The following is a 16298-nucleotide window of genomic DNA, read 5'->3' as shown; positions in this document are numbered from 1 at the left end:
CTATGCAGGTGAAGCTGGAATAAAGACAATAGGATTTGGTCCTTCTAAAGAAAATCTTGCTCATACAATAGATGAATATATTGAGCAAGAACAATTATTTATAGGAACAGAAGGCTACTATGGAATATTAAAATCTGTATATGGAAAATAATATTTAGTTCACAATAAATTATTTAAATATAGTCTAGAGGTGCTTAATATAGCACCTTTAGATAATACTTTAAAGCTTAAAAGTTAGGAGGTATATATGGGAACAATACTAAGAGGTGGAACTATAATTACCTCTGATAAAACTTATATAAGTGATTTAAGGATAGAAGATGAGAAAATAGTTGAAATAGGAAATAATCTAGAAATAAATGATGATAAGGTTATTGATGCTACAGGGAGAATTGTAATTCCTGGAGGGATAGATACACATACTCATTTTGATATGAATGCAGGTTCTATTATTACTGCTGACAATTTTGAAACAGGAACAAGAGCAGCTATAGCTGGAGGAACTACCACTATACTAGATTTTGCAGAAGCTAGTGAAGGCGAAAATCTGTTGCAAGGGGTAGAAACATATCATAAAAAAGCAAGTGGAAATTGTTATTGTGATTATGGATTTCATATGACAATTACATGTCTGGATAAAGATACATTTGCTCATATGGAAAAGCTTATTTCAGATGGAATAGTATCTTTTAAGATGTATATGGCATATGATGGCATGAAAGTAGATGATGGAACTATATACAAAGTTTTAAAGAAAGCTAAAGACTTAGGTTGTATAGTTGAATTTCATTGTGAAAATGGTGATTTACTAGATGTATTGATAGAAGAAAACATACAAAATGGTAATTTAGAACCCAAATATCATCCGCTTACTAGACCTAATATAGTTGAAAAAGAATCTGTTTCAAGACTTGCTGATATAACTAAATTATCAAATTCAAAATCCTATGTAGTTCATTTAAGTTGTAAAGAGTCACTTGAGACTGTGAAAATTGCTAGAGAAAAAAATATAGATATGATAGTAGAAACATGTCCACAGTATCTACTATTAGAAGATGATTTATATGATAAGGCTGAATTTGAGGGTGCTAAATATGTAATGTCTCCTCCTTTAAGAAAAAAAGAAGATATAAGTTACCTTTGGGAAGGTTTAGCTAATGGAGACATACAAACAGTTGGTACCGACCATTGTTCGTTTAATTTTAAGGGTCAAAAAGATTTGGGAATTAATGATTTTAGTAAGATACCAAATGGGGCGCCTGGTGTTGAACATAGGTTATCTCTTTTATATACATATGGAGTTTTAGAAAATAAGATAAGTGCAAATAAATTTGTAGAAGTCACTTCAACAAATGCTGCAAAAATATTTGGGATGTATCCTAAAAAAGGCGAAATAGCTGTAGGAAGTGATGCAGATATAGTTATTTTGAATACTGATAAAGAAGAAACAATTAGCTATCAAACTCAAAAACAAAATGTAGATTATACTCCATATGAGGGGTTTAATATCAAATGTAAAGTAGAAGATGTGTTTTTGAGAGGAAACCATGTAGTACAAAGTTGTAATATTAAAGAACAAGCAATGGGTCAATACATTAAAAGAAAAATTACTAAATAATGCGGGGGGAAATAAGAATGATGGATATACTTATTAAGAATGCCATAATAGTAACTGTAAATAAAGAGAGAGAAGTTATTTTTGATGGGGCGTTAGTAGTAAAGGATAACAAGATTGCTGATATTGGGAATTCTAAGGAAATAGAAAGTAAATATACAGATGTTAAAAAGGTAATAGATGCTAAGGGTAAAGTTCTATTCCCAGGTTTTATAAATACACATAATCACTTATTCCAGACTTTATTAAAAGGATTGGGAGATGATATGGTACTTAAAGACTGGTTAGAAACTATGACTTTTCCAGCAGCTAACTATTTAGAACCAAAAGATACTTATGATGCTGCAATGCTTGGATGTATTGAAGGACTTAGAAGTGGTATAACAACTATGGTTGACTATATGTATCCTCACAGTAAACCAGGTCTTTGCGATGGAATAATAGATGCTTATAAAGAATTAGGAATAAGAGGAATACTTGGAAGAGGATGTATGAATACAGGTGCTCAATTTGGAGTTCATCCTGGAATAATGCAAGATGTAGAAACGGTTGAAAAAGATGTAAGAAGATTATTTGAAAAACACCATAATACAGAAAATGGAAGAATCAAAATAGGAGTAGCTCCCGCAGCAATATGGTCAAATTCTCAAGAAATGCTTGAGATGCTATGGAGAGTAGTAAAAGAATATGATGATGCTTTATTTACAGTACACATATCAGAAACTCCTTTTGATAGAGAAGCTGCAAAAGAATTGCATGGGCAATATGACATAGATGTTTTAGAAAAATTAGGAATACTTGGACCAAATGTACTTATGGTACATTGTGTGTATTTAACTGAAAAAGATATGGAACTTACTAAAAAATATGACATGAAAGTATCTCATAATACAGCAAGCAATATGTACTTATCTTCAGGTGTTGCACCAGTACCAGAAATGCTTAAAAAAGGAATAACAGTTAGTTTAGGAGTAGATGGAGCTGCTAGTAATAACTCTCAAGATATGCTTGAACTTATGAAATTAACAGCACTTCAACATAAAGTTAATAAGTGTGATCCATTGGCAATGTCAGCAGAAAAAGTTCTTGAGTTAGCAACTATAGATGGGGCAAGAGCTATTGGAATGGAAGATGAGATAGGGTCATTAGAAATAGGTAAGAAAGCAGATTTACTAATATTTAATCCAATGCTTTCACCAAAAGCAATACCTATGCATAATCCAGTATCTACATTAGTATATTCTTCTAGTATGAAAAATATAGAGGGAGTTATAGTAGATGGAAATATAATAATGGAAGATTCAAAAATATTAACAGCTAATGAAGAGAAAGCATTAAAAGATGCTCAAGATACAGCTGAGAGACTTTGTGTAAGAGGAACTATAAAGAATAGAATGGAAGGTCATAAATGGAATAGCCTTTATTAATAAATTTGATTTTATTCATAAAGAAGTAGAATAAAAACTTTGGCTTAAAAATATGAGTTTTGAGGTGATTTATTTGATTATCAAATGTACCATAAATAATAAAGAAAAAGAATTAAGTATAAGACCAGATGATTTTTTAGCAGATACACTAAGAGAAAATGGGTATGTAAGTGTTAAAAAAGGATGCGATACAGGTTCATGTGGACTATGTACAGTAATGGTAAATGACAAGGCAGTACTTTCTTGCAACTATCTTACTGCAAGAGTAGATGGTCAACATATAACAACGCTTGAAGGTGTTTTGGATGAAGCAAAGAAATTTGGGGATTTTCTTGCAGATGAAGGAGCTGACCAATGTGGATTTTGTGCTCCTGGATTTATAATGATGGTTTTGGCTATGAAAAGAGAACTTCAAAATCCAACTGAAGAAGAAGTTATAGATTATGTAAATGGCAACCTTTGTAGATGCACAGGATATAAAGGTCAATTAAGAGCAATACATAAATATTTGAACACTTAAGTTTTTAAGTGAAAATTAAATTGATATGGGGAGAGAATATGATAACTATAAAGGAATATGTAGTTCCAAAAAGTTTAGATGAAGCTTATGAACTGCTAATATCAAGAAAAAATAACATAATACTTGGAGGCTGCGGATTTTTAAAGTTAGGTAATAAAAATATTGGTTCAGCAATAGATTTAAAAGACTTGGCTTTGGATTATATAAATGAAACTGATGATAGCATATTAATTGGAGCAGATACAAGTTTAAGAACTTTAGAATTAAATAAGGTTATTAAAAATTACTGTAATGGAGTAATTTCAAATGCTGTTTCTAATATAGTAGGAGTTCAATTTAGAAGTGGAGCTAGAGTAGGAGCTAGCGTATTTGCTAAGTATGGATTTTCAGATTTAATACCTTCATTACTAGTAGTAGATGCAAAGGTTAGGTTATATAAAAAAGGGGTTATGAACTTAGCTGATTTTTTAGAAAGTGAACTTGAAAAAGATATATTAATAGAAATTATATTATCTAAAAAAGATGCTATAGGTGTATTTGATTCTATAAGAAAATGTACAGGTGATTTTGCAGTATTAAATGGAGCAATGTTAAAAGAAGGAAGTACTTATAAAATTGCAATAGGAGCTAGACCAAGAAGAGCAAAAATTGCCTATAAAGCAAGTGAAATATTAAGCTTAGAAAATGATATAGAAAAAGCTGGAGAAGTATCAAGTGAAGAACTTTCATTTGGAAGCAATATAAGAGGAAGTAAAGAGTATAGAAAAGACATGGCAAAAGCTTTAGTAGTAAGAATGTATAATAGTATTGGAGGTGAGTGTGATGGTAAATAAAGAAGTAAGAAAAATAGATAGTGAAGCCATTATTACTGGAAAACCAATATATACAGAAGATTTAATCTTTCATAAAGATGTTTTGACTATTAAACTTCTTAGAAGTCCACATGCTTTTGCAAAGATAAAAAACATCGATATAAAAAATGCATTAAAAGTAAAAGGTGTAGTAGATATATTCACTTACAAAGATGTGCCAAATTATAGATATTCAATGGTTGGTGAATCATATCCAGAAGCCTCACCTCATGACCAATTAATACTTGAAGATATAGTTAGATATGTAGGAGATGAGGTTGCTATAATAGCTGCTGAAGATGAAAGGTCTGCTATTAAAGCTATGAAACTTATAAAAGTAGAATATGAAGTAATGACTCCTATATTGGATGCAAGAGAATCAGAAGGAAATAAAACCTTAATCCATGAAGAAGATGATTTGTTTTGTCCATTTGATTTTGGATTAGATGCTACAAAAAACATTGTATCAAGAGAAAAAATGGGTAAAGGGGATGTAGAAAAAGAGTTTAAAGAAAGTGATGTAATAGTAGAACATTCTTATATGACTCAATCACAAGCCCATTGTATGATGGAAACTCATAGAGCTTATACGTATATAGATACGAATGGTAGATTAGTAGTAACTTCTGCAAATCAATCAGCTTATCATATGAGAAGACAGGTTTCTAGAGCATTGGGAATACCTCTTTCAAAAGTGAGAGTAATAAAACCAAGAATAGGTGGAGGTTTTGGTGGAAAAAATATAGCTGTAACGGAGATATATGCATCATTTGTGACTTGGATGACAAAAAGACCAGCAAAGCTTATTTATACTAGAGAAGAAACTTTTGCAATGACTAATACTAGACATCAGATGTTTTTTGATATAAAGATTGGGTCAGATAAAGAAGGAAATATAAAAGCTATAGATATGAAAGCCTTGAACAATACAGGTGCTTATGGAGATAATGGACCTTCAGTTTGTTCTGAATCAGGGCATAATGTACTTCCAACATATAACAATGTACCTGCAATAAAATTTGATGGAAGAACTGTCTATACTAATTTAGTTCCAGGGGGAGCATTAAGAGGATACGGAGCAACACAAGGTACATTCGCACTTGATTGTGCAATCGATGAATTAGCACATAAACTTAATATGGATCCAACAGAAATAAAATTGAAAAATATTATAAAAAAGCAAACTGAAGGCGGAATAATGAATTTTCCAATCAGAAGTTGTGCACTTGATGAATGTATAATTAGAGGAAAGAAACTTATTGGATGGGATGAAAAATATCCTGTCAGAGAGATTGGAAACAATAAAGTAAGAGCTGTTGGAATGTCTGTGGGAACTCATGGTTCTGGTATAGCTAACATAGATATGGCAATAGTAAATATGAGAATGGATGAAGATGGAACTTATAAGTTGTTTTCTGGGTCTTCAGACTTAGGAACTGGTTCTGACACAATACTTGCTCAAATAGCTGCAAAAGCATTGAATACATCTATTGATAGAATTTCTGTTTATACAGGAGATACAGATATGTGTCCATATGATACTGGTGCATATGCTTCTTGTACTACTTATGTAACTGGAAATGCTACAATAAAATCTGCTGAAAGTTTAAAACAAAAGATATTAAAAGTAGCACAGAAGAAACTAGATTTACCAATAGATGATTTAATACTATATGAGGATAGAGTTTGCTATAGTGAAGATGTAGATAAGTTTGTATTGTTAAGTGAATTAGGAAGAGAATCTGTTGGTGGTGGAAATCAAGAGGTTTTATATTCATCTGAATCATATGGAATACAAGAGAGTGCGAAACCATTCTTAGCAGGATTTGCTGAAATTGAGTTAGACAAAACGACAGGTGAGTTTAAAGTAATAAATTATGCCTGTTCTACTGATTGTGGTACAGTTATGAATCCTGCACTTGCTAGAATACAAGTTGAAGGTGGTGTAACTCAAGGTATAGGGCTTGCAATGTATGAAGACCCTAGACATGGTTCTGATGGAAAGCTTCAGACTTCTAATTTATTACAATACAAAGTTCCAACAAAAAAAGATATAGGAAATATATTTGTTGATTTTGTAGATAGTTATGATCCAACAGGTCCATATGGAGCTAAATCTTTAGGGGAAATAGTTATTCATACACCAGCACCAGCAATAGCAAATGCAATATATAATGCTACTGGAGTTCGTGTAAGAGAACTTCCTATAACTTCTGAGAAAGTTTATATGGCTATGAAAAAATTAAATCAGGGGGGGAAATAAATGATTGCTATAAAAAGTAAATACTTAATATCTTCTGCTGATGAAATATATACAAATTATGCTGTTGTAGTAGAAAATAACATTATAAAAGATATATTACCAAATGAAGAAGTTGAAATAAAGTACAAAAATATTGAACGAATAATAGATAAATCGGATGCTATAGTAATGCCAGGATTCATTAATGGTCATATGCACCAATATGGAGTGCTTTCTAGAGGAATACCTGCAAACGTACATTTTACTGATTTTGAAGGTTTTTTAAATGATTATTGGTGGCCATTTATAGAAAACAGAATAGGATTAAAAGAAGTAAAGGCAACAACTAAAGCATCAGCAATAGAGCTTATAGAATCTGGTGTAGTAGCTTTTTGTGATACTCTAGAGGCTCCAAATACAGAGGTAGGAACTTTAATTGAGCAAGGTAAAATATTAGAAGAGATAGGGATGAAAGCGGTTTTATCCCTAGAAAGTTGCGAGAGAATAAGTTATGAAAACGGGCTTAGATGTTTAGATGAAAATTCTAATTTGATAAAGTGGAGTAGAGAAAATAGTAAATTAATAAATGGAATAATGTGTACTCATACAAGTTTTACATGTTCAGATAAATTTATTAAGCAAGCTAAAGAAGATGCAAAGAAATTAGATGCGCCAATGCAATTCCATTTATGTGAGAGTATATATGAACCAAACTATGCTGAAAAACATTTTGGTAAAAAAGCTGTTGAATACTATAATGATTTAGAAATATTGGATGAAACTGTATTAGCTTCTCAGTGTGTAAAAGTAAATGATGAAGAGATAGAGATATTAAAAGAAAAAGGCGTAAAAGTGGTTCATATGCCTCTTAGCAACTGCGAAGTAGGTGGAGGTTTTTCTCCAGTACCAAAAATGATTAAAAAAGGTATAAAAGTAGCACTTGGTACAGATGGATATATAAATGATTTTTTTGAAGTTATGAGAGGTGCATTCTTAATGCACAAATCAGTCGAAGAAGATGCATCTGTAATGCCAGCAAATATGGTCTTTAAAATGGCAACAGAGTATGGTGCTCATGCACTAGGTCTTCAAAAATCTGGTAAAATAGTAGCTGGCAATAAGGCTGATATAATAGTTATGGAAGATGAATTCAAAACTCCTGTAACTCTTGATAACATATTTGACCAGATAGTAGTACAAGGTAAAAAAGAATTTATATCAAATGTATACATAGATGGTAGACATATTTTAAAAGAAAAACAATTAGTTGATTTAGATAAAAAAGCTATTGTTAAAGAGATGAAAGAAGTTGCTTGTGAATTTTGGAAATTTTAATGAATGTAAATATAAATGAATGTAAATATAAATGAAAAGGGGAAGCAGATAATGTACAATTTTTTAGGTAAAGAATTAAAATCACCACTTATAATAGGTTCAGGACCATTAACATATAGTGCAGCTGGATGTAAAATATTAAGTGATGCAGGAGCAGGGGCAGTTGTTACTAAGACTATAAGAAAAGAAAGAGCTATAAATCCAGCACCACATATGGTTAGAAATACAACTAATGCTCTTTTAAATAATGAGAAATGGACAGATTTTGAACCAGAACAATGGATAGATTTTGAAATACCACAAATGAAAAAAGATGGGACTGTCTGTATAGCTTCAATAGGTCATACAATCGAAGAAAGCAGTGAATTAGTAGAGAAAGTTGCAAATGCAGGAGCTGACTTTATTGAATTAGTATCTTATGACTATAGAGATTTGATACCAATGCTTAAAGATGCTAAAGAAAAAGTAAATATACCAGTAATAGTTAAACTTCCTCCTATGATAGATGAAATAGGAGCTTTTGCTAAAAAATTAGAAGAAGCAGGAGCAGATGCAATAACTGCTTGTGATTCTGTAGGACCAGCATTTAGAATAGACATAGAAACTGGTCAACCTTTATTAGGTGGAAATGGAATAGGATATCTAAGTGGAGAAACTATTAAGCCAATAACTTTACAAAGAATCTATGAAATAAAAAAAGAAGTCAATATACCAATAATTGGTTTAGGTGGATGTGTTAGTGGAGATGATGCATTAGAAATGATTATGGCAGGTGCTGACTTTGTTGGTATATGTTCAGTGGTAATTTTAAAAGGTGCACAAGTAATATCTAAAATACATGATGACTTAAAATCTAATCTTAATAGACTAGGGTATAATACTATAGAAAATGCTTGTGGTATAGTACATAAGCATATGGGCGACGTAAATGAAAGACTTAGCTTTGAATTTACTTATGATGAAGAAAAATGTACTAAATGTAAGATGTGTGAGAGAGTATGTGCATATCAAGCAAGAAAATTAAATGATAAGATGGAGTTAAATGAAGAAGAGTGTAGATACTGTGGTCTTTGCATATCAGTTTGTAAACCAAAAGCACTTGGAAGAAAAATTTCATGTTCAGAATTGAATGCATAGGTTATTTTGTAAAGAATAATTAAAAAATAAAACTTTATATAGAAATAAAAAGGTGTGTCTCAAGATGAACTTTTTAGTTCATGAGGCACCCTTTTTGTATGAAATTAAGTATATTTTCATCATTTCAACAATGAAAAATAGGTTTATTTGAAATTATTTTATATTTTGATTAATTATTAATAATTGTTTTATAGATATGTTAACATTGTATAGCATTTGTATAAAATGTTATAATAATTAATAGGGATGGTGATGTAAGTGCAAGATAAGATTTTAGAATTATTACATATTATAAATAAAGATGTAGTTAGTATAAAAGAAGATATGTCTGAAGTAAAACAAGAAATAACTGCATTAAAGAGCGATATGTCTGAAGTAAAACAAGAAATAACTGTGGTAAAAGACGATATGTCTGAAATGAAACAAGAGATAACAATGTTAAAGGACGATATGTCTGAAATGAAACAAGAGATAACTGTATTAAAGAGTGATATATCTGAAGTAAAACAAGAGATAACTGTTCTAAAAGAAGATATGTCTGAAGTGAAGCAAGAGATAACTGTTCTAAAAGAAGATATGTCCAAAGTAAAGCAAGAAATAAGTGTATTAAAAGAAGGCATGTCCGAAGTAAAACAAGAGATGAATATGTTAAAAGAAGATATATCTGAAGTAAAGCAAGAAGTAAATTTAATGAAAAAAGAAATAACTGGATTAAAACAGGAGATAAGTGTGGTAAAAGAAGATATGTCTGATGTAAAACAAGATATGATTGTGATGAAAGAAGATATATCTGGAGTTAAATCAGAGATGAACTCTATGCAAAGCAAAATAAATAATATTAGTGAAGATATGAGTGGAATTAAGGACGAAATATCTACAGCAAATGAGAAATTATATGGAATTGAAGTAAAGATTGATGTTCTAGAACGTGAAGAGAAATCAATGAAAGAGATACAGGAAGAGCAGAGCAATATTTTAGGAAGCTTATTACATAATTCTGAAATAAATAAAGCTACTCATGATAGTATGGAGCATAATATAGCATATATAAAAGGTGATACAAATGCCATAAAAGAAGATGTTTCTGAAATAAGAAGAGATTTAAATTTAGTAGAGTTAGCTACTAGTAAAAATTGGAGTGATATTGTTAAACTAAAATCAGTTAGATAATATCTTAATTCACTAATTTATCATCCACTAAATAAAAAATATTATATAAAAAAGGCTTATAATGTTACTGTTATTTATTATAAATTTTAGAAATGAAAATAAAAATTTGAGAAAAGACCGTTAAAATTTTATTTTAAGGTCTTTTTTTTATGTAGATATATTGAAATTATAAAAATAAAACTTAAAATTTAAATGCGAAAATTTGATAGAACGGTTGAAATAAGTAAAATTTTATCAATAAAATTACAAAAATTTTATAACAAATAAATATACGTAAATATTGGCATTAAAATTGCTCTATAAAAACTGTAAATAGTAATGTAAATAAAGCTCTTATTACACAAACAATATTACTATTTTAATTATAGATATTAATATATATCTATAAAATAGATAGAAACTTGTATGTTTTATGTTGCAGGTACAAATATAGTAAAGGAGAGTACATTGATACAACTGAGATACATAGCTTATTAAGTTTTTCTGTCTTATGAGAATTATATTATAAAATATTCATAAATATTTTGAGTTTAAATTAAAAAATTATTTTATGCTTAGATTAATTATTATTTAATTAATTTAATAACAAAAACAGTGAAAGAGTAAATAATATTATTTACAGGGGGTAAAGCAAAGTATATTAAATGAGTTGTACTTTTAGCCCCGTACATGGAGAAATCTATGTAGGACACAACTTTAAAACCAGTAAATCCTAAAGCCTTGCAACTACAATAAAAGATAGAAAGAAACTTTTATGAATGTGGTGAAAACCAGAAACAATAGTGAGGATGGTATATGGTGAGAGCCTAAGTACTTAATAATGGACATTTGGTCGCCAAGCCTAGAAATAGGAAGGTCAAACGACTATCTCGAGAGAGAGTACACTATAAGCTATTGATAGTGGAAACGGGTTGCTCTTAACAGGTAATGCTGAAGATGAAGAAATAGTCTACGCTCATATGAAAGTATGAGGTCACTGGGTTTAAAGTGGCATCTATAAAGTAGCGTTTATAGGTAAATGTTTAAAACTTACAAAATATAAATACTTATGAAAACTTATAACTTATAATTATTAAGATTGAAAGATTTAACTTGGATTAAATTTATTGTAAAAAATTAAAAATTCATAGCTGTAATATTCTTATGTTTGTAAGCTACTGTATAATAACATATACAAAATGATAGAATAAGTTTATTTGTTAATAATTAAATTTATTGTACGTATTCTTTAAGAGTAGAGACTTAAATGTATAAGTAAGTGTAATCAAAATTTATAAACGTCATTTAATTTAATATATTAGATTTTTAAGTATTTATATAATTCAATAAGTTTTATGTAACGGGAGTTTTTATTATGAAAGCAAAAAGTACATCAAAATTTGAATTAGACGGAATACCACCACTAAAGGAAGCCGTACCTTTAGGGTTACAACACTTAATGGCGATGGTAATAGGAAGTTGTTTACCAGCTATATTGGTTGCAAATGCAGCTGGGCTTGATCATAAAATGTCAACACTCTTGATTCAAGCAGCACTAGTTTTTGCAGGAATATCAACTTTATTACAATTATATCCAATACCTCTATTTAAAGGATTTAAATTAGGGGGAGGGATACCAGTTATAATGGGAGCTACAGCTATGTTTATAGGAGCTGGAGTCTCTGTTGCAGGAAAGTATGGGTTGCCAGTCTTATTTGGTTCTCAAATAATAGCTGGAATAGTAATAATTATAATTGGTTTTGGTCTTAAAAAAATACGATTTATATTTACTCCAGTTGTATCTGGAACAATAGTCGCATGTATGGGCCTTGGACTTTTTCCAATAGCTATAAAAAACTTAGCTGGAGGTATGGGAAATGAAACTTTTGGACAGCCAATTAATTTTATAGTTGGAATCGCTGTATCTCTTATGATATTAGGATTAAACAAGTATGGAAGAGGATTGTTTAAAGATGCATCAATATTAGTTAGTATAATTTTTGGATACATTTTATCACTAATGTTGGGTATTGTAAATTTTTCTTCGATTCAAGAGTTTACTTTGGTAGCGCTTCCAAAACCACTTATTTTTGGTCTAGATATAAGAATCGAAGTTGTAGTGATGTTTTCAATAATATATTTGGTTGAAATAGCAGATATTATGGGTGCATGTACGCTTTCTGCAGTAGGGGGACTCAATAGACAAGTAACAGATGAAGAACTTTCTTCTGCTGTTTTAGGAAATGGAGTACTATCTACGATAGGTGCATTATTTTCTGCAACTCCAATGGGGATGTTTGGTCAAAATTCTGCAATCGTTTCCAATACGAAAATTGTAAGTAAATTTGTATTGGCTATTGGGGGAATTGGGCTATTTTTGGCAGGAATATCACCTTTGCTAGCTAATTTAATAAGAACCATTCCTCCTTGTGTGGTTGGGGGAGCAACACTTGTTATATTTTCAACCCTTACAACATCTGGTTTAAGACTTGTTAGTATGGATGGGTTCAATCAAGAAAATAGCATGATATTAGGTCTTTCTATGGCTTCTGGCATAGGATTTATGGTGGCTCCTCAAGTTCTTGAAAAGTTTCCAAAGTTTATAGAAACCTTATTTGCAGATTCAAGTGTAGTTTCAGGAGCAATGGTAGCCATAATAGTTCAAGCTTTGTATATGGTAAAATTTCCTAAAAGTAGGAATAACAAAGTTGAAGATAAAAAGGAAAATTTATAATGTAAAGAGTTAATAAATGTGAATCAGACATATCACATTTATTGACATAAATTAAAAGATATATTTAAAAGTTTCAATTTTTAATAAGTATAATGACAGGGGGATAAGATGGTTACTATAAAAGAATATACAGTTCCAGAAAGCTTAGAAGAAGCATATAAAATTTTAACTTCTAAAAAGAATAATGTTATTCTAGGTGGGTGCGGATTTATAAAATTAAGTAATAAGAATATAGGAACAGCCATAGATTTAAAGGCGATAAATCTAAATTATATAAGGGAAGATGAGAAAAATATTCTTATAGGTGCAGATACATCTCTTAGAAGTTTAGAAATTGATAAAACTATTAAAAATTACTGTAGTGGAATAGTTTCAAGTGCTGTTTCTAATATAGTAGGAGTTCAATTTAGACAAGGTGCTAGAATTGGTGCTAGTGTATTTTCAAAGTACGGTTTTTCTGATTTAATACCAGCACTTTTAGTTGTTGGAGCAAAGGTAAGATTATACAAAGAAGGAGTCTTAGAATTAAATGAGTTTTTAGATAATAAGTTAAGTAAAGACATATTAGTTGAGGTAATACTTCCAAAAAGAGATGCAATAGCTGTTTTTGATTCAATAAGAAAATGTACAGGAGATTTTCCTGTACTAAACTCAGCCATGTTGAAAGAAAATAATACTTACAAAATAGCAATTGGAGCGAGACCTCAAAGGGCAAAAATAGCTCTTGGAGCAAGTACTATATTAAGTGAAGAAAAAGATATAGATAAGGCATCTATTATTGCAAGTGAGGAATTAACTTATGGAAGTAATATGAGAGCTAGTAAAGATTATAGAATAGACATGGCAAGTGCACTAGTTAAAAGGATGTATAATGTTATTGAGGGAGGAAACTAATAATGATTACTAAGGGGATAAGAAAGATAGATAGTACAGCCATTGTTACAGGGAAGCCTCTATATACTGAAGACCTCATCATGCATAAAGATGTTTTGACATTAAAATTACTTAGAAGTCCACATGCACATGCAAAAATAAAGAATATAGATACATCAAAAGCTGAAAAAATTCCAGGTGTTGTGGGCATTTATACTTATAAAGATGTACCACAAGTTAGATATTGTGTTCCAGGTCAAACAGAGCCAGAAGCATCTCCTTATGACAGAGTTTTGCTTGAAGATACAGTTAGATTTGTTGGTGATGAAGTGGCATTAGTGGCAGCAGAAGATGAAAAAACAGCACTTAAAGCGTTGAAGATGATAAAGGTAGATTATGAAATTTTAAAACCTGTGTTTAATGCAAAGGAAGCAGAAGGAAATGAGGTTGTTATACATCCAGAAGACGATATAGTAGAGCCATACCTTTTTGGATTGGATGCAAAAAATAATATAGTATCTAAAGAGTTTTTTGAATTTGGAGATGTTGAAGCAAAACTTGAAGAAAGTGACTTTGTGGTTGAAGCTTCATATAAAACTCAAAGTCAATCGCATTGTATGATGGAAACTCATAGGTCTTATTCGTACAAGGATATAAATGATAGGATTGTTGTAGTTTCATCATTACAATCACCACATAATGTAAAGAGAATACTTAGAAAAGTACTTGGCATACCATCTTCAAAAATAAGGGTGATAAAGCCTAGAATAGGTGGCGGCTTTGGAGGAAAGAATATAGCGGCTACAGATATATTCACTGCATTCGTTACTATGAAAACTGGTAGACCGGCAAAATTCGTTTTTACAAGAGGTGAAACTTTTGTAGGGTCTAATAGTAGACATGAAATGTTTTTTGATGTTAGAGTGGGTGCAGATAAAGAAGGAAATTTAAAGGCAATAGAATTAAAATCATTAAACAATACGGGTGCTTATGGTGGTAATGGTGTTTCTGTTTCTTCCGAATCTGGACATAATACATTACCAATATACAATGATATTGATGCTATTAGATTTGATGCTAGAACAGTTTATACTAATAGGTTACCAGCAGGAGCTCTTAGAGGATATGGTGCTACACAAGGAATATTTGCAATAGATAGTGCTATTGATGAATTAGCCAATAAGATTGGAATGGACCCGCTTGAATTTAGAGTTAAAAATATAATAGATAGATACACTACTGGAAAAGCAGCTGAAGAAGAAATATTAAGTTGTGAGTTAAAACAATGTATAGAAAAAGGTAAAAAATTAATAAATTGGGATGCTAAGTATCCATGTAAAGATATAGGAAATAACAAGGTAAGAGCAGTAGGTATGGCAGTTGCAAATCATGGTTCTGGTATACCACGTGTAGATATGGCAACAGTGACTATACGCATGGATGAAGATGGAACATACAAGTTGTTATCTGGTCTTGCTGATTTAGGTCAAGGAGCTGATACAATTCAAGCACAAATTGCTGCTGAAACTTTGAATACTACTGTAGATAGAATATCTGTTTATACGGGGGACTCAGATTTATGTCCATACGATACAGGAGCATTTGCTTCTTGTACAACAACAGTTACAGGAAATGCAACTATAAAGACAGCAAATAAATTAAAAGAAATATTACTTTCAGTGGCAGAATTAAAGCTAGGATTTAAAAAAGAAGATTTAGAGTTGGGAAAAGATAGAGTTTTTGTTAAAAATGATAATAGTAAATTTGTGTTATTGGAAGAATTAGGTAGGGAATCAGTAGGAGGCATAGGCTTTGCTAGTGATGATGTGCCAGTAGTCTTGGAAGCGACAGAGTCTTTTGGTATGTTAAAAAGAATAAAACCATTTATAGCAGGATTTGCAGAGATAGAATTAGATAAAAATACAGGTGAATATAAGGTAATAAATTTTGCATGTGTACCTGATTGTGGAACTGTTATAAATCCAACTTTAGCTAGAATACAAGTAGAAGGTGGAGTAATGATGGGTATAGGGTTTGCAATGTATGAAGACCCTAGATTTGATAAAGATGGAAGATTATTAACAGATAGTTTTTTACAATACAAAGTTCCTACAAAAAAAGAAGTAGGAAATATATTGGTAGATTTTGCTGATAATTTCGACCCAGGAGGCCCTTATGGTGCTAAATCATTAGGAGAGATAGTAATACACACACCAGCTCCAGCAATAGCAAATGCAATATTCAATGCTACTGGAGTTCGTATAAGAGAGCTTCCTATGACATTTGAAAAAGTTTATATGGGAATGAAAAACAATAACAAACCATTATAATATGTAATATAATATATAAAAATATGTAAATTTAAATTATTTTGTAAAATAAAGTAACTAAATAGACATTATATATGGCGTTTTG

The 16298-nt window shown here is 30.7% G+C and carries 11 protein-coding genes; all 11 read left to right on the top strand.

The window, feature by feature from the left end:
• Positions 1-247: 247 nt before the first annotated feature.
• Complete coding sequence (gene hydA / locus Q3304_RS15430; RefSeq protein WP_074178240.1) at positions 248-1618, top strand: dihydropyrimidinase; 1371 nt, start codon at positions 248-250, stop codon at positions 1616-1618.
• 17 nt (positions 1619-1635) lie between these two features.
• Positions 1636-3042: an amidohydrolase family protein gene (locus tag Q3304_RS15425; RefSeq protein ID WP_054270537.1), complete on the top strand. Its 1407-nt coding sequence runs from the start codon at positions 1636-1638 to the stop codon at positions 3040-3042.
• 73 nt (positions 3043-3115) lie between these two features.
• Complete coding sequence (locus Q3304_RS15420; protein ID WP_009890210.1) at positions 3116-3562, top strand: (2Fe-2S)-binding protein; 447 nt, start codon at positions 3116-3118, stop codon at positions 3560-3562.
• Between the two features lie 38 nt (positions 3563-3600).
• Positions 3601-4395: an FAD binding domain-containing protein gene (locus Q3304_RS15415; RefSeq protein ID WP_407815178.1), complete on the top strand. Its 795-nt coding sequence runs from the start codon at positions 3601-3603 to the stop codon at positions 4393-4395.
• Positions 4385-6676, top strand: coding sequence for a xanthine dehydrogenase family protein molybdopterin-binding subunit (locus Q3304_RS15410; RefSeq protein WP_054276880.1), 2292 nt, complete (start codon positions 4385-4387; stop codon positions 6674-6676). The genes Q3304_RS15415 and Q3304_RS15410 overlap by 11 nt, the downstream gene beginning before the upstream one ends.
• Positions 6677-7990 (top strand): amidohydrolase family protein, encoded by a 1314-nt coding sequence (locus tag Q3304_RS15405; RefSeq protein WP_407815177.1) that lies wholly within the window; start codon positions 6677-6679, stop codon positions 7988-7990.
• A 51-nt stretch (positions 7991-8041) separates the two neighbouring features.
• Positions 8042-9127, top strand: a complete 1086-nt coding sequence (locus tag Q3304_RS15400) for a dihydroorotate dehydrogenase (RefSeq protein ID WP_054276878.1) — start codon at positions 8042-8044, stop codon at positions 9125-9127.
• Between the two features lie 258 nt (positions 9128-9385).
• Positions 9386-10297, top strand: coding sequence for a hypothetical protein (locus Q3304_RS15395; protein ID WP_231300814.1), 912 nt, complete (start codon positions 9386-9388; stop codon positions 10295-10297).
• A 1354-nt stretch (positions 10298-11651) separates the two neighbouring features.
• Positions 11652-13010 carry a uracil-xanthine permease family protein gene (locus tag Q3304_RS15390; protein ID WP_407815147.1) on the top strand — a complete coding sequence of 453 codons (1359 nt, stop codon included), beginning with the start codon at positions 11652-11654 and terminating at the stop codon, positions 13008-13010.
• 108 nt (positions 13011-13118) lie between these two features.
• The gene (locus Q3304_RS15385) at positions 13119-13904 is read left to right on the top strand and encodes an FAD binding domain-containing protein (RefSeq protein ID WP_167640948.1); all 786 of its coding nucleotides are present in this window, start codon (positions 13119-13121) and stop codon (positions 13902-13904) included.
• 2 nt (positions 13905-13906) lie between these two features.
• Entirely contained in the window at positions 13907-16213 is a 2307-nt protein-coding gene (locus Q3304_RS15380) for a xanthine dehydrogenase family protein molybdopterin-binding subunit (protein ID WP_407815146.1), read from the top strand.
• The last annotated feature ends 85 nt before the right edge of the window (positions 16214-16298 follow it).

It is taken from the genome of Clostridioides sp. GD02377 (assembly GCF_045899875.1).
In the GTDB taxonomy this organism is placed as follows: Bacteria; Bacillota; Clostridia; order Peptostreptococcales; family Peptostreptococcaceae; genus Clostridioides; species Clostridioides difficile_A.
This window is presented reverse-complemented; position numbering and strand designations above follow the sequence as displayed.

What these genes read in the sequence shown, in the direction of transcription:
- hydA (WP_074178240.1), top strand. Translation starts at nt 248, where the DNA reads ATGGGAACAATACTAAGAGGTGGAACTATAATTACCTCTGATAAAACT.
- Q3304_RS15425 (WP_054270537.1), top strand. Translation starts at nt 1,636, where the DNA reads ATGATGGATATACTTATTAAGAATGCCATAATAGTAACTGTAAATAAA.
- Q3304_RS15415 (WP_407815178.1), top strand. Translation starts at nt 3,601, where the DNA reads ATGATAACTATAAAGGAATATGTAGTTCCAAAAAGTTTAGATGAAGCT.
- Q3304_RS15410 (WP_054276880.1), top strand. Translation starts at nt 4,385, where the DNA reads ATGGTAAATAAAGAAGTAAGAAAAATAGATAGTGAAGCCATTATTACT.
- Q3304_RS15405 (WP_407815177.1), top strand. Translation starts at nt 6,677, where the DNA reads ATGATTGCTATAAAAAGTAAATACTTAATATCTTCTGCTGATGAAATA.
- Q3304_RS15400 (WP_054276878.1), top strand. Translation starts at nt 8,042, where the DNA reads ATGTACAATTTTTTAGGTAAAGAATTAAAATCACCACTTATAATAGGT.
- Q3304_RS15390 (WP_407815147.1), top strand. Translation starts at nt 11,652, where the DNA reads ATGAAAGCAAAAAGTACATCAAAATTTGAATTAGACGGAATACCACCA.
- Q3304_RS15385 (WP_167640948.1), top strand. Translation starts at nt 13,119, where the DNA reads ATGGTTACTATAAAAGAATATACAGTTCCAGAAAGCTTAGAAGAAGCA.
- Q3304_RS15380 (WP_407815146.1), top strand. Translation starts at nt 13,907, where the DNA reads ATGATTACTAAGGGGATAAGAAAGATAGATAGTACAGCCATTGTTACA.